Genomic DNA, 18424 nt, shown 5'->3' with positions numbered 1-18424 from the left:
ATGAATGACACCGCTACCGTTCCGCAAATCTATCAGGGCGACGATGTGCTCCGGGAGAAGGTCCGCGCCGCGATGGCGCGCGACAGCAAGAACCTGAGCCAGGCCGTCATCGCGAAAGAGGCCGGCATCAGCGCCACCACCTTCAGCCAGTGGCTGGGCAGCAAGTACGCCGGCGACAACGAAGCCGTCGACACCAAGGTGCGCCTGTGGCTGGAGGCGGCGGACGCCCGCCGCGCCGCCGGCAACGTAATGCCGACCGTGCCCGGCTTCGTGGCCACGCCCACCGCACTGCGCGTCCTCGGCCTGCTCGGCTACGGCCAGATGGCGGGCGACATCGTGATCGCCTTCGGCAACGCCGGCGTGAGCAAGAGCAGCGCATGCGAGTACTACCGCGAGAGCAGCCCCAACGTGTGGATCGCCACGATGGAGCCCTCGACCCGCGGCGTGGTCACCTGCCTGCAGGAGATCGCCGAAGCCCTGGGACTGGACACCAGCGGCGGCGCCCGCGCACTGGTCAAGCGCATCAACAAGCGGGTGACGGGCACCCACGGCCTGCTGATCCTGGACGAGGCGCAGCACCTCTCGTTCGACGCGCTCGACCAGGTGCGTGCGATCCACGACGCCACCGGCATCGGCATCGCCTATGTCGGTAACGAGGGTCTGTTCTCGCAGATCACCGGCGGGCGCAACGCGGCCAAGCTGGACCGCCTCAACAGCCGCATCGGCAAGCGCCTGCAGCTCAAGCAACCCACCGAGGCCGACGTGGTCGCGCTGATCCAGGCGTGGGGCATTACCGACGAGAAGTGCCGCGTGACGCTGATGCAGGTCGCCCGCGGTGCCGGCGCCCTTCGCACGCTCACCAAGACCCTGCGCCTGGCCAGCATGAACGCCAACGCGGAAGGCCGCGCGGTGTGCTGCGAGGACGTGCGTGCGGCCGCGGTCGAGCTGGTGGACGGCGGCAGGTAACCACCCCGGTCAACGCGAGGCAGCCGCCATGCAACCCGACCTGTTCTGCAGCAAGGACCTGACGCCTGACACGGTGCTGGCGGTGTTGCAGCACTGCGTCGGCGAGGCCAACGGGCGCACCGCCGAGCAGCTGGTGCACACGATCACCGGGCGCACCGCGGAGGCCGACAAGCGCCGCCTGCGCCAGGTGATCGAGGCACTGCGCAACGCCGGGCATCCCGTCTGTGGGCATCCGGCGCACGGCTACTACCTCGCCGAGACCGACGAAGAACTGGACCGGAATTGCGGCTTCCTGACCGACCGGGCCATGACCTCCCTCCGCCAGGTGTGCGCGATGAAGCGCGTCGCCCTGCCGGACCTACGCGGGCAGCTGGGGCTGCCCCTGGAGAAAGACGCATGAACGCTTTGAAGGGGATTCAAGAGGCGATCGCGCTGCGCCTGCAGCGCAGCAGCGCGGCGGTGCAGGACCAGCTCAAGCTCGCCGGCAAGTGCGTGACCTTCCTGCACGTCCACGGCTGCACGGTGCAGCAGGTGACCGTGCGGCCGGACTACGTGGTGGTGGACATCAACCAGCCCAGCGACTGGCTGCAGGGCTCGATCAAGATCCGCCGCGTCAACGGCTTCCACCGGGAAACGGTGATGGTGGCCAAGGTGCTCGACTGCCAGGTGCAGTGGGTGGTGCGCGAGAAGCACCGCCTGCTGCAGCGCGAGGGCTGAGCGATGAAGTTCGCCGTCCACACCGACCAGGGCGTGTTCCACGTCGACGCCAAGAACCCGAAGGAAGCCCGGGAGATCGTGGAGAAGAAGCACGATGCCGTGATCTCGAAGGTGAAGGTTGCCGGCAACCAGCCTCGCCAGCGGGAGGGCTGAGCCATGCCCTCCACCAAGTCCGAGCTGCTGGTGGTGCTGACGGCTGCCGCCGGCCTGCCCATGAACCTCGACCAGATCATGGAGCAGCTGTCGGTAGGCACCGACCGCGCCGAGGTCGACGCACTGTGCCGCGCGATGAAGGACCAGGGCCAGCTCGTCGCCTCGATCGAGGACGGCCGGGTGGCCTACGCCCTGGCCGAGCCGGCACCCGCGTCCGCAACCATCAGCCACCTCCACGATCGGCGCGTCAGCGACCGTGAGACCACCATCGCGAAGGTGCGGCGGTTGCTGGAGAAGGCGACGGCGCCGATGACACCCGTCGAGGTGCAGGCGGCGCTGCCCGAGGAGACGCTGGACAAGGTCCTGCGCGCCCTGCACCTGGGCGAGCGCCGCGGTGACTTCCAGGCAACGCGCGACGGTGCACACGCCGAGGCCTACGCGCCCAAGGGCGGCATCGCCATTGCGATCGCCGCACCGGCCCCGGGCGAACCGCCGGCCGCGGCGCCCGACCCGGCGGTGGAGCCGACCACCGAAGGCCCGCGCTCTGCGGTGCGTCGCAAGGCCGAAGCGGCGCTTCACAAGGCCGAGCAGGCGCGCGATGCCTACCTGCAGTCGATCGTCGCCATCAAGCCCGTGTGGGACGCGCTGGAAGCCAACGTGACGGCCTGCCGCGAGGCCCTGGAGGCCATGCGCGATGAATGACCACGACGACGACGAGCTGCCGCCCTGGCTGGGCGAGCGCCTGCGCCAAGCCACCCACGACATTTACCGCGCCGAGTTCGAGCGCGCCCAAGACGAGGAAAGCAACCCATGTTCGAACTGATCGAGATCCCCGCCGGCCACCGCCGCGACGCCCAAGGGCGCCTGGTGCCGGAATCCAAGATCAAACCCATCGACAAGACGCGCGACGAGCTGGTGCGCGAGCTGTACGCCGAGGCCGAGGATCTGAACCGGCGCATGCGCGCCTTCAAGGCCCGCGTGCACCAGGACATCGCTGCGTTCGTGCAGCTGTCGGCCGAGCAGTACGACGTGAAGCTGGGCGGCGACAAGGGCAACGTGCACCTGACCAGCTTCGACGGCGAGTTCAAGGTGCTGCGCGCAATGGCCGAGCTGATCACTTTCGACGAGCGCCTGCAGTCGGCCAAGGATCTGATCGACGAGTGCCTGCGCGAGTGGACCGCCGACGCACGGCCCGAGGTTGCGCTCCTGGTGCAGGATGCCTTCCGCGTCGACGCCACCGGGAAGATCCGCACCGGCGCCGTGCTGGCGCTGCACCGCCTGGACATCCAGGACGAGCGCTGGCAGCGGGCCATGACTGCGATCTCCGAGGCGGTCCAGGTGGTCGGCACCAAGAGCTACGTCCGCTTCTACAAGCGCGACGCCAACGGCCAGTACAAGGCCCTCTCGCTCAACATCGCGGAGGTGTGACATGGCGCTGTCCAAAGCAGAATCCGCAAGCCAGATCCGCACGGTTGCCATCGACATGGTCGCGATGGAACGAACCCGGCAGATCCAAGAAGAGGGCTTCGACTTCGACCATGACGATCAGCATGCCGAGGAGGAACTGGCCGCCGCCGCTGCCTTCTTCATCACGCCTTCCACGTTGTGCCCGGACGTGTGCGTGAGTACCGAGGACTACGGCTTGGAGGTGATTCCGCTCCTCCAGTTGATCGGCCGTGGCGCTTGGAATGGCATCGATCGCGAGGATCTGGCCGACGCGTTCTACGAGGCGGCCTGCCCGGCTCTCGATCGTCGTATCAACGTCCTCACCAAGGGCCTCGCGCTCGGCGTGGCCGAGCTGGAGCGCCTGCTTCGGCTACGGGAAGCCACGGATCAGGGAGAGGACGCATGATCATCCTCCAGATCAATACCGCCGGCGCCTGGCGCGAAGTGCTGCACTTCGAGCCGGAGAACCGGGAGAAGGTTCTGGCCGGCCTGGCTGCGCTCGCCGGCGTTATCGGCGATAGCGCGCGCTGGTGCCTGCTGCATCAGGGCGGCAGGCACCACGGCAAGCGGGAATGGCTCCACGACATCGGCCAACGCATCCCCGAGTGGGCGTCGATCACGCCCGAGGAGCCGGCGCCGCTGCAGGACGTCGAGATCAGCGTGTTTGCCCCGGGCGACGACGAACCGACCACGTTCATGGCCTACCGCAAGCAGGCGGGCTCCGAGCTGTTCTACCTCAGCGGCACGCCCGACCAGGTGGTGCGCGGCGCGTATGCGTGGCGCGAGACCGGCCAGGCCGCGCCGCTCAGCCTGCGGAGGATGGTGGCATGAGCGCTCAGCACACGCCCGGGCCGTGGCGAATCGTGATCGATGGGACCTGCTCCGCCGCATGGCCGCACATCGTGGGCCCCAGCTTTGGTGAGGAGGAGTGTTGCGCTGGTGATGCCATCGCAGAACTCAGCAGCTGCTTCACTGAGAAATCCACGCGCGGCATGCCGGGCCCTTACAGCAAGAAACCGAGTCGCTTCCAGAAGACGGCGGACCATGACCAGATTATGGCTGACGCCCGCCTGATCGCGTCCGCACCGGAGCTGCTGGAAGCCGCGAAGGCTGCGCTGCCTTTCCTCCGTGACGAGGCGAGCAAGTATCCGGACGATGGTTCGAATGAGCCTCTGGAGGCGCTTCGCGATCTGGAAGCTGCTATCGCCCAAGCCACCGGAGAGCAGGCATGAAGGCCGGCATCCTGTTCCGCTGGGGCAGCCTGTGGGTGGGCGCGCACTGGTCGCGCGCCAACCGCCGGCTGTGCATCAACCTGGTCCCGTGCGTCACGCTCTGGATCTGCGCGCCTGGCGGGGTGACGCCATGACGGCCAAACCCAAGCTTTACCGCCCGTCCAACGGCACCGAAGGTGCCGGGTTCATCGACCACTGGTGCGGCAACTGTGCGCGCGACGCGGACGAGAACTGCCCGATCCTCGCGCGAACGTTCCAGCTCGACGTCACCGATCCGGAGTATCCGGCCGAGTGGTGCTACGGCGACGCGGGCGTTCCGCAGTGCACTGCCTTCGTGCCTGACGGTGAGCCCGTGCCGCCAGCGCGCTGCGAGCGGACCATCGACATGTTCGACGGGGTGACGCCATGAACCGCGCCGCCATCCTTCGCAAGATCAAGGCGTGCCTGCGCCTCGCCGCCTCGCCAAACGCCAATGAAGCGGCGGCAGCACTGCGCCAGGCGCAGGCCATGATGGCGGCATACGGCATCAGCCACGCCGAGGCGACGGACGTGCGCGAGGCCGAGGTGGGCACGCGTTGCCGCGGTGCCAACCCCACGCAGTCGCTCAGCTTCCTGGTATCGGTGGTGGCCGGTGGCTTCGGCGCCCAGGCGCTTTTCGTCCGCACGTGGGGTAAGACGGTCATCCGATTCCACGGTACGGACGGCGCCGCCGAGATCGCGGCGTACGCATTCACCGTCCTGCGCCGCCAGATGGACGCCGACCGGCTCAAGCACATTGCCCGGGTGCGCAAGCGGGGCAACCGCGAGGCTCGCGGCGAAACCTTCGCCTTGGCCTGGGTGAGCGCCATCTACCACCTGTTCCCCAAGGCCGAGCTGGCCGAGGAGAAGCGCAAGGCCATCGAGGACCTGGTGCGTCTGCGCTATCCAGACGCCACCACGGGCACCACCAGGGACCTGACCACTAAGGGCAAGGCCAACGACAACGACGCCGAGGCCGGCTATCTGGCAGGCAAAGCTGCGCAGCTGCACCGGGCGATGAAAGGCACGTCACCGCGTGCACTGGAGCACCAGTCATGAGCGACATTCACCACACCTGCCACTGGCCCGGCTGCACCCGCCGCGTGCCGCCGGCGCGCTGGGGCTGCCGCCCGCATTGGTTCGCGCTGCCGCTGCGCCTGCGCAACCGCATCTGGGCGGCTTACGTGCCCGGCCAGGAGATCACCAAGACGCCGTCCAAGGCCTACATCGAGGCCGCGAAAGAGGTGCAGGCCTGGATCGCCGAGAAGCAGCAGGAGGGCAACGGGCATGGCTGAGCGGGATCCGCGCATCGACCCGGCCTACCGCGACAGCGTGACCGTCGCCGGCGAGACCCGCGAGGTCGAGGCCGTCATCGGCGAGAAGGTGATCTACAGCTGGCCGGGCAAGATCGCTGTTCGCACGGTTTATCTGCCGGCTTGGCGCGCCTGGGCGGCGAAGGCCAGCGTGTGGCAGACGGGTGCGCCGGCGCCATGAGCTACCCGAAGTGTCCCGAGTTCCAGCAGGCGTCGACGGCTGACGTCGTGTGGTGGATCGCCCTCTGGATGTTCGACCACCGGCGACCGCCCAGCGCTAAGCAGATCAGGGACAGGTTCGGGATGAGCGAGGCGACCTCGCATCGATACGCGGCGCTGGCCCGCGAGAAGCACGAACAGATGATGGCCCGGGAGGGCAGATATGACGTACTCGAACCCAAAACCAACTGATCCGCGCGCCCGCGTGCGCCAGCTCGCGGCGATCCACGTGCTGGCGAAGAAGCGCCTGCGCATGGATCAAGACACCTACGTTGCGTTGCTGCAGCGCGTTGGCGGCGTGTCCAGCTCGGCCGACCTGGACGCGCGCGGCCGGGCCAAGGTGCTCGACGAAATGCGACGCCTGGCTGGCGAGGGCGAGAAGCAGATGGGCAACGCCGTGAGCCTGCCGGACGCGCCGCAGAACGTGCGCGAGGAGGTCGCCGGCATGGTGGCCAAGGTGGGCGCCCTCCTGGCGGAGCTGGGCAAGGGTTGGAACTACGCCCACGGCACCGCCAAGCGGATGTTCAAGGTGCAGCGCGTCGAGTGGCTGCGCCCGGACCAGCTGCACCGCCTGGTGGCGGCGTTGCAGATCAGCGCCAACCGGCAAAGGAGCAAGTGATGGCCGCGAAGCCGAAGAACGAACCGATGTGCGCAGTGAAGATCGGCTACCAGACTTTCCTGATGCCGGCCAGCGCCGGCATGAAGGTGGTGCAGCTGCTCAACCATGCGGTGGAGTGCAGGGAGAACTACGAACACAGCGGATATGTGTACGAGGCCGGCGAGCAGGTGAGCGTTTCCTATCGGAACGTGAAGAACGGCCAGATCAGGATGCCGCGCGGAAACATGGCCCCGGCACCGCGTCGCTTGACGAATCAGCTGCTGCAGCTCGGCTTGGACGACTGACGCCATGCACCCCGAAGAAGTCGAGGAGCGCCGAAGGCGCTGGAACGAACTGTGGCGCACGCGGTTCGTGAGCGAGGTGTCGAAGATCCGGCCCGTGTATCACGGGGAAATCCACCAGCTGCTGAAAGCCGCCTATTACCTGGGCACCAATGACGAGCGCAAGAAGCACGAACCCACGCGGCTAGGGGGCTGCGACTGATGAACGAACAGCACATTACGGACGAGCGCAAAAGGGGCCTTGAAATGGGCGCTGGGTTAAGCCGAATCGTCCTTCAGGAAATCAACAGCCTGCCGATCAGCGACGACTGCTTCGAAATGTTTTTGCTCAACCTCAATGCCGGCTTGCTGGGCTACGCGTCCGCGCGGTTGGGTGCCGAGCGCACGCGCGGCCTCCTCGGCACGATCCAGACGACGATGGAACATGGCATCGCGTCCGTGACGCCTGGCGCCTCGATCGGGGTGCACTGAGCATATGCACGTCGCCTGTCCCACCTGTGGCGAAGCCTTCCCGATCGGCGCCGGCTTCCATGACACCGATGGCAAGCGCTTCGGCATGCTGCTGGCCGGCATGGAGCCGACGCTCGGCCGAGCGGTGATCGAGTACCTGCCGCTGTTCAACCCGGCCAAGCAGAAGCTGCGCCTGTCCAAGGCGGTGAAGCTGGTCGAGGCGCTCGATGCGCTGGTGCGCGAGGGCAGCGTGTGCCGCGACGAGCGCAGCAGCGTGCGCCTGCCCGTCACCGTGGCCCAGTGGGTCACCGGCATCGAGCAGACGCTGGCGCAGCGCGCGCGGCTCACGCTGCCGCTGCAGAACCACCACTACCTGCGCACGATCGTCTACGGGATCGCCGACCAGGCCGCCGCGGCGAAGGAGCGCCAGACCGAGGCGGACAAGCGCGCCGGGCGCCACCTGGAGCCTGCCCAGGCAGGCGCCCAGCGGTCCACCCGCGTGGCGCTCAACGATGCGCTGCGCGCGATCGAGTCGGACGTGCGCCTGGGCATTCTCACGCCGGAGAAGGCCGAGGAGCGCAAGGCCGAGACGCTGGCCGAGTTCGGGGTGGGGCGTGGCGGCGACTGAGCTGGCAGCCCTCGGCCAGGTCGACGCAGGCGATCTGCCGCCGCGGCTGGCCGCGCTCGCCCAGGTGATCGGCCTGCCGGCCACCCTGCGCCTGGTCGAGGCACGCGGCGGCACGCGCTTCTACGTGCCCGAGCAGGCCACGACGGACCACTGGCTGGCGCCGCTGATCGGGCCGGGGGCACTCGCGCTCCTGGTGCAGCACTACGGCCGCGAGTACCTCGAGCTGGACCGCGCCGCCGCCGCACTGCGCGCGGCGCGCGATCGCCAGATCGTGGCCGATGCCCGCGAGGGTGCATCCACCGCCACGATCGCGCTACAGTGCGGCCTCACGCAGCGGCAGGTGTTCAACATCCTCGCCCGCGCCAACGTCGGCGCTCCCGCGCTCGACCAGCCGGACCTCTTCGAGCGGTCCCGCTGAAGCGTTTCAGCCTGATCGCAGCACCCCTCTCTCCGTAGCCTGACCGCTAGCGCGTTTCCATCCCCTGGGCGCGCTACCCGCCGGCGGGCTGCGGATTCCCCACCGTAGCCCGCCGGCACCTTTTCAAGCGGAGGGTGCGCATGGGCTTCAAGGAACGTTTGAGCGCTGGTTACACGCGCGTCGCCGGCATGCTCGATGGCGGCGGCCGCATGATGCTGTGGGCGCTGCTCTCGCTGATGCTGCTGCTGGTGATCGCCGTCGCGTTCAACCCGGCGAAGTTCGGCAGCTACCTGTGGATCGTCTCCAAGCTGAGCCTGGCCGCGGTGCTGGGCTACGGCTTCGACCGCGGCGCCAGCCCGGACGCACGGCCCTCGCAGCTGGACGGCATCGAGCGCGCGATGGCGCAGACGCGCCGCGCCACGCTGATGGCCGCCTCGATCATTGCCGCGGGGCTGATGCCGTGATCGGGTTCCTTGTCGCGGCCATCGTACTGGCGGGGTTCGGTGGCTACCTGATCCCCACCACGCTGGGCCAGGCGCAATCGCCGCTGGCCCCATACCGCGCGCTGCGCGGCGCGATCTATTTCGCGATCGCCGTCGTGTATTTCCTGGTATGGCGGGGTGACCTGTGAGCTTCCTCGGCCTGGTCATGGGCATGGTGGGCATCTTCTGGATGTTCGTCGCCATGCTGCCGGTGTGGCCCTACACATGGATGCGGCGGCGCTTCTGCAGCGCGATCGGCGCGGTGCTGTTCCTGGTCGGGGCGCTGCTGGTGTTCGCTGGCCCCGCCGAGGCCGCGACACCGGCCACCGCGCAGCCCGCGCTCCGGGCGACCGTGCAGGTGCCCGAGGTCAGCGCCATGTACCGCCGCTGGGTGGAACAAGCGGTCGCCGAGGAATGGGGCGTGGACGGCTCGCCGGCGCGCCTCGCCGCGCAGCTGCACCAGGAGTCGAGCTGGAATCCGAACGCGCGCAGCGCGGTGGGTGCCGAAGGGCTGGCGCAGTTCATGCCCTCGACCGCGCGCTGGATCGCGCAGCAGTTCCCCGACCGCCTCGGCGGCTTCGACCCGTGGGACCCGCAGCAGGCCGCGCTGGCCGCGGCCATCTACGACGCCTGGCTGGCCCAGCGCAACCCTGGCGCCGGCCAGTGCAGCACCTGGTCCTTCGCGCTGTCCGCCTACAACGGCGGCGAGGGCAACCTACGCCGAGAGCAGGCATTGGCCGTCAGGGCCGGGCGCGATCGCCGGCGCTGGGCTGGCAACGTGGCCGACATGCGCTCGCGGTCGACCGCCGCCTGGCGCGAGAACCGCGCCTACGTGTCGCGCATCCTGACGGTGCTGGAGCCCGCCTACATCGACGCCGGCTGGGCCGGCCAGGCGGTGTGCGCGTGAGCCTGAAGTCAGTCGCAACGGAGGTCGCGAGCTTGCTGGTCCTGGGCGTTGCCGTGGGGATCAGCTGCTACGCGGTCGGCCACGCCAATGGCATCGAGGACAGCAACGGCAAGGTGCTTGCCGCGCAGCAGCTGCAGCAGAGCGAGCGCGATCGCGCTAACGCTGCTGTCCTCGCCTTGGCGGATCTCCAGAACCGCTTCGACATCCAGAAGCAAATCATGCTCGCCGCCCAAGCCGTCGCCCGGGTCGCGCTCGACGAGCTGGACGCCACCCACCAGCAGCTGGCCGCCGCGACGGCCCAGCGCATTGCCAACGACAGGAAGGCCGCCCATGAAAGCCCCGACTGCTCTGACCTGGAGCATCTGCCTGTGTGCCCTGTGCTTTCTCGCCGGCTGTTCGGGCCTGCGCCACAAGCCAAGCCCGCCGCCGGCGCTGCAACCACCCAAGGTCATTGAGGTGCCGGTGCCGGCCTACAAGCCGGTCGACCACAGGCTGACCGACCGCATCCCGGAACCGCCGCCGCCCCCGATGCGCTGCGCGTTTCTAGGCGTTCCGGTGGTGTGCGCGCTCGATGGCCTGCTCTGGATCGAGCAGTGGCGCGGCACGTTGCAGGGAGCGAACGCCGACAGGGCCACCACGGAGAAGGTCACCCGTCCCGCAACCCAACCGCCGGCGGCGCCGGCCTCTCAGGAGTAGCCATGTACCGACCCCGATTCATGCGTCTGCCGCTGGCGCTTGGCCTGCTCGCTGGCCTGGGCTTCATGGCGGCGCCGCCCGCACACGTCGCTGCCGAGCCTCGCGTGGTGCAGGTGGCCACGCGGCGCGCCACGCGGCGCACCTCCGCCCGTACTGGCGGCCGCCTGCCGTCGAGGAAGGGCAGCCCGCAGAAGCACCACGGCAAGGCCTGCCGCCATGCCAAGCCGGCGCGCTCGCGTCGCCGCGCGCTGCGCATGAAGCGCTGAACCAGGAGCACGCACCTGATGGATGAGATGGACCGCCTGCAGGAGCTCGAAGCGTTCGAGCGCGACCAGGCGCTGCAACGCGTACGGGATCGGATCGAAGAGAGCTTCCGCCCTCGCGCCGATGGCATCGACGGCCTTTGCATCGACTGCGACAAGCCCATCGAACCCAAGCGCCTGCAGGTGCTCGCCGGCAAGACCAGCCGCTGCGCCGGCTGCGCGCAGAAGCATGAGCAGCAGCTGGTTGGAGATCGCCGATGAACGAAACGATCGCCTTCGTGATCCTCGCGCTCCTGCTGGTCAACCTGCTTGGGTTGGTGGTGGTCGGACTGCGCGGAAACGGGCACCACGACATGCGGCACTTCGAGCGGCGCCTGATGGAGCTGGAAGCGCGCGTGAACAACCTGCCAACCCACAGCCACCTGGATGACCTTCGCACTGGCCTCAACGGGGTGAAGGAGAAGGCGGCCGAGATCAGCGGGCAGATGACCGCCATCGCCGGCTTGCTCCGAACCATCCAGGAGCACCTGTTGGAGAACGACTGATGAAGACCTTTTCCGAACGACTCCGCGAGGACCGCCGCCTGGTGATCCTGCGCATCCTCTCCGAGCAACCGGGCTTCCGGCTCAACACCTCGAACCTGCACGCCGGCCTGCACCACCTGGCCGTGGCCGCCTCGCGCGACGACGTGCTGACCGACGCCCACTGGCTCAGGGACCAGGGCCTGGTGCTGCTGGAGCCGGTGCCCGAGGTGCCCAGCCTGTACCTGTGCACGCTGACCGCCCGCGGCGGCGACGTGGCCGAGGGGCACGCCCGGGTGCCGGGTATCAGCCACCCGAGTCCGAAGTAAGCCCATGCCGCGCACCAGTTCGATCAAGCGCCTGCCGCCCGACCAGCGCGCCTTCCTGGAGAAACTGATCCGGGAGGACAGCCACACCCTGGACGAGATCGTCGCCAAGGTGCGTGAGCGGTTCCCTGCGGCCAAGTCGCCCAGCCGCAGTGCGGTGGGGCGCTACAAGCAGAACGTCGATGAACTGGCCGGCCGCATGCGCGACATCCAGGCGGCGAGTTCCTCGCTGGTATCCGAGCTGGGCGAGGACCCGAACGATCGCGCCGGCCAGCTCCTGGTGCAGGCGGTGACCACGCTGGCCACCCATGCCGCGCTCAAGGCCACCGACGCCGAGGCGGAGGATCTGTCGATCAAGGAGATCGGCATGCTGGCCCGTGGCGCCCGCGCCGTCATGGAGGCGCGGAAGATCAGCCTGCAGGAACGCCAGGAAATCACGCGCATTGCCCGCGAGCAGGCGGCCGAGGAGGCTGCGGCCGTCGCCCGCACGGACGGCGTGTCCGAAGAGACCGTTCAGCGCATCCGCGCCCGGGTGTTGCGGGGCGGTGGCTGATGGGCAATGCCCGCATCATCCCCGTCCACAAGGACGGGCTGTTCCTCGACTACCAGATGGGCTGGGTGGAGGATCGCAGTCGCTTGAAGCTGATGGAGAAGGCCCGCCAGATCGGCCTCTCCTGGAGCACGGCCTACGCGGCGGTGGAGCGCACGGCGGTCAAGGGCGCGCGCAACAACCAGTGGGTGAGCAGCCGCGACGACATGCAGGCAATACTGTTCATCCAGGACTGCAAGATGTGGGCGGAGGTCCTGGACATGGCCGCCCGCGACATGGGCGACATCGTCGTCGACAAGGAAACCCGCGCCACGGCCCGCGTACTGGAGTTCGCCAGCGGCAAGTGCATCAACAGCATGTCGAGCAACCCCGACGCCCAGGCGGGCAAGCGCGGTGGCCGCATCCTGGACGAGTTCGCGCTGCACCCTGATCCGCGCATGCTGTGGTCGATCGCCTACCCGGGTATCACCTGGGGCGGCCAGTTGGAGGTCATTTCCACCCACCGCGGCAGCCGCAACTTCTTCAACCAGCTGGTCCGCGAGATCAAGGAAAGCGGCAACCCGAAGAACATCAGTCTGCACACCGTCACCCTGGAGCGCGCCCTCGCCGCGGGCTTCCTCTACAAGCTGCAGCAGTCCCTGCCCGCGGACGATCCGGTCCAGGAGATGACCGAGGCCGAGTACTTTGACTTCGTGCGAGCGGGCTGCGCCGACGAAGAGTCGTTCCTGCAGGAATACATGTGCATCCCTGGGGACGACGATGTGGCGTTCCTCGAATACGACCTGATCGCGGCGTGCGAGTACGCCAGCGCGGTCGCCTGGGAGCAGATCGAGAAGGGCGAGCTGTACTGCGGCGTGGACATCGGCCGTAAGAAGGACCTGACGGTGCTGTGGGTGGTCGAGCGGCTGGGCGATGTGCTTTACACGCGCCTGGTGCTGCCGCTGGAGCGCATGCGCAAGTCGGACCAGGAGAAGATCCTCTATCCGTGGTTCAAGCGCTGCCAGCGGATCTGCATCGACGCCACGGGCCTGGGCATCGGCTGGTCCGACGACGCGCAGGACAAGTTCGGCGAGCACAGGGTGGAGGCGGTGAACTTCACCCCGGCGGTGAAGGAAGCGCTGGCCTATCCGCTGCGCGGCAAGATGGAAGACCGCCAGCTGCGGATTCCCTACGACAAGCACATCCGCGCCGACCTGCGATCGGTCACCAAGCAGACCACGACTGCGGGCAACATCCGGTTCACCGCCGAGCGCACGCCTGACGGCCATGCCGACCGCTTCTGGGCATTGGCGCTGGCCATCCACGCTGCGAGCACGCCGGCGGAGATGTTCGCCTACCAGAAGGTGCCCACGCGCGGCGATGCCAATGGCGATCGCCAGCACCGGCCGGTGTCGATCACGGCCGCCTTCAAGACGTCCGAGAGGGTTCTCTAATGGCGCAGTCGCGCATCGTCGGCCCTGATGGCCAGCCCTTCGAGCTGGGCGTGCTCGAGGAGGAAATCGCCCGGCCCACTGTCACCGGCATCCGCTCCACGTGGGGCTTCACGCCCGTGGCCGGATCGCTCTCGCCCTCGCGCCTGGCGCAGATCCTGCTCGATGCCACCGAGAACGACGCGAATGCCTATCTCACCCTGGCCGAGGAGATGGAGGAGCGCGACTGGCACTACACCAGCGTGCTGGGAACCCGTAAGCGGGCTGTGTCAGGACTGCCGGTGACGGTGGAGGCGGCCTCGGACGATGCGCAGGACCAGAAGCTGGCCGATGCCGTGCGCGAGCTGGTGCGAGCGCCGGAGTTCGGCGATCTGGCCGACGACTGCCTGGACGCGCTGGGCAAGGGTTACAGCGCGGTCGAGATCGTGTGGGACCGCAGCGGCAAGACCTGGCAGCCGGCGCGCTACGAATGGCGCGACCCGCGGTTCTTCCGCTTCGACTATGAGACGCAGACCCGGCTGATGCTGCTCGACGACGAGCACATCATGGGCACGCCGCTGCCGGCGTTTAAGTTCATCGTGCACCGCCCGCGGCTGAAGTCCGGCCTCACGATCCGCGGCGGCCTGGCTCGCATCGCGGCGGCCGCCTACATGTGCAAGAGCTTCACGCTCACCGACTGGATGGCCTTCGCCGAGGTATTCGGCATGCCGCTGCGCATCGGTCGCTACTCGCCCGGCGCGTTGCCGGAAGACATCAACACGCTGATCACTGCAGTGGCCAACATCGGCACCGACGCGGCGGCGATCCTGCCCAAGTCGATGGAGATCCAGTTCGAGCAGCTGGCGCGCACCAGCGACGGCGGCGACAAGGTGTTCGCCGGCCTGGCCGACTGGCTCGATCGCCAGGTCAGCAAGGCGATCCTCGGGCAGACTGCTACCACCGATGCCCAGCCCACCGGCCTGGGCTCCAACACGGCGAACGTGCACAACGACGTGCGCGGCGACATCCAGACCTCCGACGCACGCCAGCTAGGCAACACGCTCAGCCGCGACCTGGTGCGCCCGTTCATCGACCTCAACTATGGGCCGCAGAAGCGCTACCCACGCGTCTGCCTGGAGGTGATCGAGCCGGAGGACCTCTCGACGTTGGCCGAGGTCCTTTCCAAGCTGGTGCCGCTGGGCCTGCGCGTGGGCCAGTCCGTCGTTCGGGACAAGATCGGCCTCCCTGATCCGGGCAAGGATGAGGCGGTGCTGACGCCGCCTGCGCCCTCACCGGCGCCCGCGGCGGCACCGGCGCTTGCGCCGGCCTCAGAGAAGCGCGCCCGCAACCGCGCCGGCAGCGGCGACTCGGAAGGCGACGACGCGATCGACGAGCTGGTCGCCGACCCGCTGGGCGATTGGTCGCCGCTGGTCGACCCCCTGGTCGATCCAGTGCGCGCCCTCGCCGAGCGATCGCAGACGGAGGAGGAGTTCCTCGCCGGCCTCGGCGAGCTGATGGCCACCGAAGATCCCGCCGACCTGGTGCGCTCGCTCGCCTCGCAGGCGTTCAAGGCGCGCGCCCTGGGTGACGCCACCGACAACCCGGTGGCCTGAGCATGGACTTCACCGCCGGCCCGGTGCCGCAGGAGGCGCTGGACTACCTGCAGGCCAAGCGGCTCAGGGTGGGCTTCGACTACCGCGACGTGTGGCGCGAGGAGCACGCCGGCGCGTTCACCGTCGCCAAGATGACGCAGCTGGACATGCTCAGCGACATGCGCGACTCGCTGGTGGGAGCGCTGAGGAACGGCACCACGCTGCGCGACTGGGCCAAGCAGGTGACACCCGAGCTGCAGAAGCGCGGCTGGTGGGGCGTGCAGCAGGCGGTCGATCCGCTGACCGGCAAGGCGGGCCTGGTGCAACTGGGCTCGCCGCGGCGCCTGCGGACGATCTACAACGCCAACCTGCGCACCGCGCGCCAGGCGGGCCAGTGGGAGCGCATCCAGCGCACGGCCAGCACGCATCCATATCTGCTCTACCTGCTGGGACCGAGCGCACGCCACCGCCCGCAGCACGTCGCCTGGGCGGGCACGATGCTGCCGATCGAGGACGAGTTCTGGCGTTGGGCCATGCCGCCGAACGGCTGGGGCTGCAAATGCTGGGTGCGCCAGGTGAGCCGCATCGAGTACGGCCGGCTGCGCGATCGCGGCTACCAGGACCCGCTGGCGCCGCAGGAGCTGGACGATCGCACGGGCCTGCCCACCGGCCGTCGCGTGCAGCAGCTGCTGCCGGTGAAGCTGGAGACGCCGCGGTTGGAGTTCCGCTCCTGGGTGAACAAGCGCACGGGCGAGATCGAGCGCGTGCCGGATGGCATCGACCCCGGATGGGACACCAACCCCGGCCAGGTGGCCCGGCGCCGCCAGGTGGCCCAGGAGTTCATGCAGTCGGTAAACCGCGCGCCGGCGGCCGCCGGTGCCCAGGCGATGGCGCAGACGCTGCCGGTGATCCAGGACGATCTGGAGGGCGCGTTCCGGGAATGGGTGGACGCGATCAAGGCCGGCGAGCTGCAGGGCGCCGGCGGGCGGCGCACGATCGGCGCGCTCAGCCCGCAGATCGTCGACGCACTGAAGCGCAAGGTGGGCGTGACGCCGGCGACGGCCGGGCTGACGATCGAACAGCGCGAGGTCACCCACCTGATGGCCGAGGCGCGCAAGGGGCACAAGGCGATGTCCGTTGCCGACGTGCGCAACCTGGTACGCCACCTGGCCAACCCGCGCGCGGTGATCTGGGACGGCGCCGGGCGGCAGCCGGCGTTGCTGTACGTGTTCGAGCCGTGGCTACGCGAGGACGGCCAGCATGGGCGCCTGGCGGTGCGTATCGACTTTGCGAAGGATGGCGGGGCGATCAACGCGATCCGCAGCGGCGCGATCGTGGCGCGGGCGAACCTGGAACAGCCCGGCATGGTGCGCCTGGACGAGGGTGATGCACTGTAGCCGTGGTGGGACGCCCTCCAGGTCGAACCTGGCACCCCCACATGGAAGCTCGGAAGCAACCACTGGCCCGGCGATTTTCCAGTCTTCGCGGCTACAGCGGGACCGAGTATAGACCCGTGCCGGGAACCCTGCAGAAACGGACTTCGGCAAAACGGCCCTCAGAGGCCCGTGCAGCCCCCTGGTGCCACCCGATCTAGCGGCCCCCCGCCTACCTGGCCGCTACAGAAGCTTTTAAACGGGTTTCAAATGCCCTCACAGCACGTTCACGCGTACCTCTGCCTCCGGACTTGCCACCGGATCGCCCCGACGGCATGCTGACCACCCCGCTCGAAGCCCCAGTCGTCTGACTGAAGCGCTTCAGTCTGCCGGCCCCGACCGGCGATCGGCAGCATGGTCCCATGCTCGCCACCCAGCACCCCCTTTCCACCGCGCTCTGCGCGGCTCTCGACGTAGCCGAGCGTGCAGCGCTGTGCTTCGCACTGGGCGACGTCGACGCCGCGGACCTCGCCGCGCCGCAATGGCGTGAGCTGATCCCCGCCCCGAACGCCAACGGCCTGGTCCAGGGCCGGGACGGCCGTTGGTGGCGGATGCCGAACGCCCAGGCTGTGGTCGACCAGTTCGACCTGGATCTGGCGGTGGACATCAACCACGCCAGCGAGCTGAAGGCCCCCAAGGGCGAGGAAGCCCCGGCGCAAGGCTGGGTCGACGCCCTGGAGGCTCGCAATGGTGCCGTGTGGGGTCGCATCGCCTGGAACGACGACGGGCGCCAGGTCGTGGCGGGCCGCAAGTACCGCTTTCTGTCGCCGGTGTTCAAGTTCGACCCGGATACCCGGCAGATCTTCCGCTTGACCAGCGTGGCGCTGGTCAACGATCCGAACTTCCCCCTGGCGCTCAACCGCGCCGCCGACCAGGAGAACCCCCCCGTGGATGAAGCCATCCGCAAGGCCCTCGGCTTGCCCGAGACGGCCACCCCCGCCGAGGCGGTGACCGCGATCAATGCGCTGCAGACCAAGGCAGCCAGCAATGTCACGCCGTCGCTGGACAAGTACGTCCCCCGCGGCGACTACGACACCGCCATCAATCGCGCGCAGACCGCCGAGAACAAGCTCGCCGAGCAGGCCAAGGCGCAGCTGCAGGCTTCGATCGATGCCGAGGTCGACGCGGCCCTCAAGGCCGGAAAGATCACGCCGGCGACGGTCGACTACCACAAGGCGCAGTGCGCGACCGAAGGCGGCCTGGAGCGGTTCCGCGCGTTCGTGCAGGTCGCCCCCGCGGTGGCTGGCGATTCGAACCTGGACGGCAAGAACCCGGCCGGCGGTGACGGCAAGGCGCTCAACGCCACCGCCAAGTCCATCAACGCAATGTTCGGCAACAGCGCCGAAGACATCGCCAAGTACGGCAAGGAGAACGCGTAATGCTCGCCGCCGATCGCAATACCCCGAGCAAGGACGGCAAGCTGATTGCCGTCCCGGTCGCAGCTGGCGCGAAGATCTTCGCCGGTGCCCTGGTGGCGGCCAACGCCACCGGCTACGCCACCCGCGGCGCCACCGCCACCACGCTGACCTACCTCGGCCGCGCCGAGGAGTTCGCGGACAACACCAACGGCGCGGACGGTGATGTCCAGGTCATGGTGCGCCGTGCCCAGGCGTTCCTCTGGAAGAACTCGGGCACCGACCCCGTCACCCAGGCCAGCCTCGGCAAGCTCGCCTACATCGTCGACGACGAGACCGTCTCCAAGACGAACGCCGGCGGCAACACCCAATCCGCGGCCGGCATCGTCATCGGTGTCGACGCCAGCGGCGTCTGGATCGTCTAAGGAGC

At 68.6% G+C, this 18424-nt stretch carries 37 protein-coding genes; all 37 read left to right on the top strand.

Annotated features, from left to right (window positions below; translation table 11 throughout):
• Positions 1 to 966 carry an AAA family ATPase gene (locus AAIL17_RS11375; protein WP_424682960.1) on the top strand — a complete coding sequence of 322 codons (966 nt, stop codon included), beginning with the start codon at positions 1 to 3 and terminating at the stop codon, positions 964 to 966.
• Positions 967 to 994: 28 nt separating this feature from the next.
• Positions 995 to 1366: a hypothetical protein gene (locus AAIL17_RS11370; protein ID WP_424682959.1), complete on the top strand. Its 372-nt coding sequence runs from the start codon at positions 995 to 997 to the stop codon at positions 1364 to 1366.
• Positions 1363 to 1683 carry a hypothetical protein gene (locus AAIL17_RS11365; protein WP_424682958.1) on the top strand — a complete coding sequence of 107 codons (321 nt, stop codon included), beginning with the start codon at positions 1363 to 1365 and terminating at the stop codon, positions 1681 to 1683. The genes AAIL17_RS11370 and AAIL17_RS11365 overlap by 4 nt, the downstream gene beginning before the upstream one ends.
• A 3-nt stretch (positions 1684 to 1686) precedes the next feature.
• Positions 1687 to 1836, top strand: a complete 150-nt coding sequence (locus tag AAIL17_RS11360; RefSeq protein ID WP_424682957.1) for a hypothetical protein — start codon at positions 1687 to 1689, stop codon at positions 1834 to 1836.
• A gap of 3 nt (positions 1837 to 1839) precedes the next feature.
• Positions 1840 to 2538 carry a hypothetical protein gene (locus AAIL17_RS11355; RefSeq protein WP_424682956.1) on the top strand — a complete coding sequence of 233 codons (699 nt, stop codon included), beginning with the start codon at positions 1840 to 1842 and terminating at the stop codon, positions 2536 to 2538.
• Entirely contained in the window at positions 2531 to 2659 is a 129-nt protein-coding gene (locus AAIL17_RS11350) for a hypothetical protein (protein WP_424682955.1), read from the top strand. Before AAIL17_RS11355 ends, AAIL17_RS11350 begins: the two co-directional genes overlap by 8 nt.
• Complete coding sequence (locus tag AAIL17_RS11345; RefSeq protein ID WP_424682954.1) at positions 2647 to 3264, top strand: DUF3164 family protein; 618 nt, start codon at positions 2647 to 2649, stop codon at positions 3262 to 3264. The genes AAIL17_RS11350 and AAIL17_RS11345 overlap by 13 nt, the downstream gene beginning before the upstream one ends.
• Before the next feature lies 1 nt (position 3265).
• Positions 3266 to 3688: a hypothetical protein gene (locus AAIL17_RS11340; RefSeq protein ID WP_424682953.1), complete on the top strand. Its 423-nt coding sequence runs from the start codon at positions 3266 to 3268 to the stop codon at positions 3686 to 3688.
• Positions 3685 to 4113 (top strand): hypothetical protein, encoded by a 429-nt coding sequence (locus AAIL17_RS11335; RefSeq protein WP_424682952.1) that lies wholly within the window; start codon positions 3685 to 3687, stop codon positions 4111 to 4113. The genes AAIL17_RS11340 and AAIL17_RS11335 overlap by 4 nt, the downstream gene beginning before the upstream one ends.
• Positions 4110 to 4514: a hypothetical protein gene (locus AAIL17_RS11330; RefSeq protein WP_424682951.1), complete on the top strand. Its 405-nt coding sequence runs from the start codon at positions 4110 to 4112 to the stop codon at positions 4512 to 4514. Before AAIL17_RS11335 ends, AAIL17_RS11330 begins: the two co-directional genes overlap by 4 nt.
• On the top strand, positions 4511 to 4648 hold the full coding sequence (locus AAIL17_RS11325) for a hypothetical protein (protein ID WP_424682950.1): 138 nt from the start codon (positions 4511 to 4513) through the stop codon (positions 4646 to 4648). Before AAIL17_RS11330 ends, AAIL17_RS11325 begins: the two co-directional genes overlap by 4 nt.
• Positions 4645 to 4923, top strand: a complete 279-nt coding sequence (locus AAIL17_RS11320; protein ID WP_424682949.1) for a hypothetical protein — start codon at positions 4645 to 4647, stop codon at positions 4921 to 4923. The genes AAIL17_RS11325 and AAIL17_RS11320 overlap by 4 nt, the downstream gene beginning before the upstream one ends.
• Positions 4920 to 5591, top strand: coding sequence for a DUF7168 domain-containing protein (locus AAIL17_RS11315; protein ID WP_424682948.1), 672 nt, complete (start codon positions 4920 to 4922; stop codon positions 5589 to 5591). Before AAIL17_RS11320 ends, AAIL17_RS11315 begins: the two co-directional genes overlap by 4 nt.
• Positions 5588 to 5827, top strand: coding sequence for a hypothetical protein (locus tag AAIL17_RS11310; protein WP_424682947.1), 240 nt, complete (start codon positions 5588 to 5590; stop codon positions 5825 to 5827). Before AAIL17_RS11315 ends, AAIL17_RS11310 begins: the two co-directional genes overlap by 4 nt.
• The gene (locus AAIL17_RS11305; protein WP_424682946.1) at positions 5820 to 6026 is read left to right on the top strand and encodes a hypothetical protein; all 207 of its coding nucleotides are present in this window, start codon (positions 5820 to 5822) and stop codon (positions 6024 to 6026) included. Before AAIL17_RS11310 ends, AAIL17_RS11305 begins: the two co-directional genes overlap by 8 nt.
• Positions 6023 to 6256 (top strand): hypothetical protein, encoded by a 234-nt coding sequence (locus tag AAIL17_RS11300; protein WP_424682945.1) that lies wholly within the window; start codon positions 6023 to 6025, stop codon positions 6254 to 6256. The genes AAIL17_RS11305 and AAIL17_RS11300 overlap by 4 nt, the downstream gene beginning before the upstream one ends.
• Positions 6228 to 6683 (top strand): gp16 family protein, encoded by a 456-nt coding sequence (locus AAIL17_RS11295; protein ID WP_424682944.1) that lies wholly within the window; start codon positions 6228 to 6230, stop codon positions 6681 to 6683. Before AAIL17_RS11300 ends, AAIL17_RS11295 begins: the two co-directional genes overlap by 29 nt.
• Positions 6683 to 6967 carry a hypothetical protein gene (locus tag AAIL17_RS11290; RefSeq protein ID WP_424682943.1) on the top strand — a complete coding sequence of 95 codons (285 nt, stop codon included), beginning with the start codon at positions 6683 to 6685 and terminating at the stop codon, positions 6965 to 6967. The genes AAIL17_RS11295 and AAIL17_RS11290 overlap by 1 nt, the downstream gene beginning before the upstream one ends.
• A 4-nt stretch (positions 6968 to 6971) precedes the next feature.
• Positions 6972 to 7166, top strand: a complete 195-nt coding sequence (locus tag AAIL17_RS11285) for a hypothetical protein (protein ID WP_424682942.1) — start codon at positions 6972 to 6974, stop codon at positions 7164 to 7166.
• On the top strand, positions 7166 to 7435 hold the full coding sequence (locus AAIL17_RS11280) for a hypothetical protein (protein WP_424682941.1): 270 nt from the start codon (positions 7166 to 7168) through the stop codon (positions 7433 to 7435). The genes AAIL17_RS11285 and AAIL17_RS11280 overlap by 1 nt, the downstream gene beginning before the upstream one ends.
• A gap of 4 nt (positions 7436 to 7439) precedes the next feature.
• Positions 7440 to 8042 carry a hypothetical protein gene (locus AAIL17_RS11275; RefSeq protein WP_424682940.1) on the top strand — a complete coding sequence of 201 codons (603 nt, stop codon included), beginning with the start codon at positions 7440 to 7442 and terminating at the stop codon, positions 8040 to 8042.
• Positions 8029 to 8460, top strand: a complete 432-nt coding sequence (locus tag AAIL17_RS11270; protein ID WP_424682939.1) for a hypothetical protein — start codon at positions 8029 to 8031, stop codon at positions 8458 to 8460. The genes AAIL17_RS11275 and AAIL17_RS11270 overlap by 14 nt, the downstream gene beginning before the upstream one ends.
• Before the next feature lie 140 nt (positions 8461 to 8600).
• Positions 8601 to 8924: a putative holin gene (locus tag AAIL17_RS11265; RefSeq protein ID WP_424682938.1), complete on the top strand. Its 324-nt coding sequence runs from the start codon at positions 8601 to 8603 to the stop codon at positions 8922 to 8924.
• The gene (locus tag AAIL17_RS11260; RefSeq protein WP_424682937.1) at positions 8921 to 9091 is read left to right on the top strand and encodes a hypothetical protein; all 171 of its coding nucleotides are present in this window, start codon (positions 8921 to 8923) and stop codon (positions 9089 to 9091) included. Before AAIL17_RS11265 ends, AAIL17_RS11260 begins: the two co-directional genes overlap by 4 nt.
• A complete protein-coding gene (locus AAIL17_RS11255) occupies positions 9088 to 9849 on the top strand; it encodes a transglycosylase SLT domain-containing protein (protein WP_424682936.1) in 762 nt (253 codons plus the stop codon). Before AAIL17_RS11260 ends, AAIL17_RS11255 begins: the two co-directional genes overlap by 4 nt.
• Positions 9846 to 10304 (top strand): hypothetical protein, encoded by a 459-nt coding sequence (locus AAIL17_RS11250; RefSeq protein ID WP_424682935.1) that lies wholly within the window; start codon positions 9846 to 9848, stop codon positions 10302 to 10304. Before AAIL17_RS11255 ends, AAIL17_RS11250 begins: the two co-directional genes overlap by 4 nt.
• A gap of 7 nt (positions 10305 to 10311) precedes the next feature.
• The gene (locus tag AAIL17_RS11245; RefSeq protein WP_424682934.1) at positions 10312 to 10545 is read left to right on the top strand and encodes a hypothetical protein; all 234 of its coding nucleotides are present in this window, start codon (positions 10312 to 10314) and stop codon (positions 10543 to 10545) included.
• Positions 10546 to 10547: 2 nt separating this feature from the next.
• Complete coding sequence (locus AAIL17_RS11240; RefSeq protein ID WP_424682933.1) at positions 10548 to 10811, top strand: hypothetical protein; 264 nt, start codon at positions 10548 to 10550, stop codon at positions 10809 to 10811.
• Between the two features lie 27 nt (positions 10812 to 10838).
• Positions 10839 to 11069 (top strand): TraR/DksA C4-type zinc finger protein, encoded by a 231-nt coding sequence (locus AAIL17_RS11235; RefSeq protein WP_424682932.1) that lies wholly within the window; start codon positions 10839 to 10841, stop codon positions 11067 to 11069.
• Positions 11066 to 11353: a DUF2730 family protein gene (locus AAIL17_RS11230; protein WP_424682931.1), complete on the top strand. Its 288-nt coding sequence runs from the start codon at positions 11066 to 11068 to the stop codon at positions 11351 to 11353. Before AAIL17_RS11235 ends, AAIL17_RS11230 begins: the two co-directional genes overlap by 4 nt.
• A complete protein-coding gene (locus AAIL17_RS11225) occupies positions 11353 to 11658 on the top strand; it encodes an ArsR family transcriptional regulator (RefSeq protein ID WP_424682930.1) in 306 nt (101 codons plus the stop codon). The genes AAIL17_RS11230 and AAIL17_RS11225 overlap by 1 nt, the downstream gene beginning before the upstream one ends.
• 4 nt (positions 11659 to 11662) lie before the next feature.
• Positions 11663 to 12208, top strand: coding sequence for a phage protein Gp27 family protein (locus AAIL17_RS11220; RefSeq protein ID WP_424682929.1), 546 nt, complete (start codon positions 11663 to 11665; stop codon positions 12206 to 12208).
• Positions 12208 to 13638, top strand: a complete 1431-nt coding sequence (locus AAIL17_RS11215) for a terminase large subunit domain-containing protein (protein WP_424682928.1) — start codon at positions 12208 to 12210, stop codon at positions 13636 to 13638. Before AAIL17_RS11220 ends, AAIL17_RS11215 begins: the two co-directional genes overlap by 1 nt.
• The gene (locus AAIL17_RS11210) at positions 13638 to 15227 is read left to right on the top strand and encodes a DUF935 domain-containing protein (protein WP_424682927.1); all 1590 of its coding nucleotides are present in this window, start codon (positions 13638 to 13640) and stop codon (positions 15225 to 15227) included. Before AAIL17_RS11215 ends, AAIL17_RS11210 begins: the two co-directional genes overlap by 1 nt.
• A 2-nt stretch (positions 15228 to 15229) precedes the next feature.
• Positions 15230 to 16603, top strand: a complete 1374-nt coding sequence (locus AAIL17_RS11205) for a phage minor head protein (protein ID WP_424682926.1) — start codon at positions 15230 to 15232, stop codon at positions 16601 to 16603.
• Positions 16604 to 17001: 398 nt separating this feature from the next.
• Entirely contained in the window at positions 17002 to 18018 is a 1017-nt protein-coding gene (locus tag AAIL17_RS11200; RefSeq protein WP_424682925.1) for a phage protease, read from the top strand.
• Positions 18018 to 18419 (top strand): hypothetical protein, encoded by a 402-nt coding sequence (locus AAIL17_RS11195; RefSeq protein ID WP_424682924.1) that lies wholly within the window; start codon positions 18018 to 18020, stop codon positions 18417 to 18419. Before AAIL17_RS11200 ends, AAIL17_RS11195 begins: the two co-directional genes overlap by 1 nt.
• Positions 18420 to 18424: the final 5 nt, after the last annotated feature.

Source organism: Frateuria sp. YIM B11624, assembly GCF_049727805.1.
Taxonomy (GTDB): Bacteria; Pseudomonadota; Gammaproteobacteria; order Xanthomonadales; family Rhodanobacteraceae; genus Frateuria_A.
Note: the sequence above shows the minus strand (reverse complement) of the source record. Positions and strands in the feature narration are given on the sequence as shown.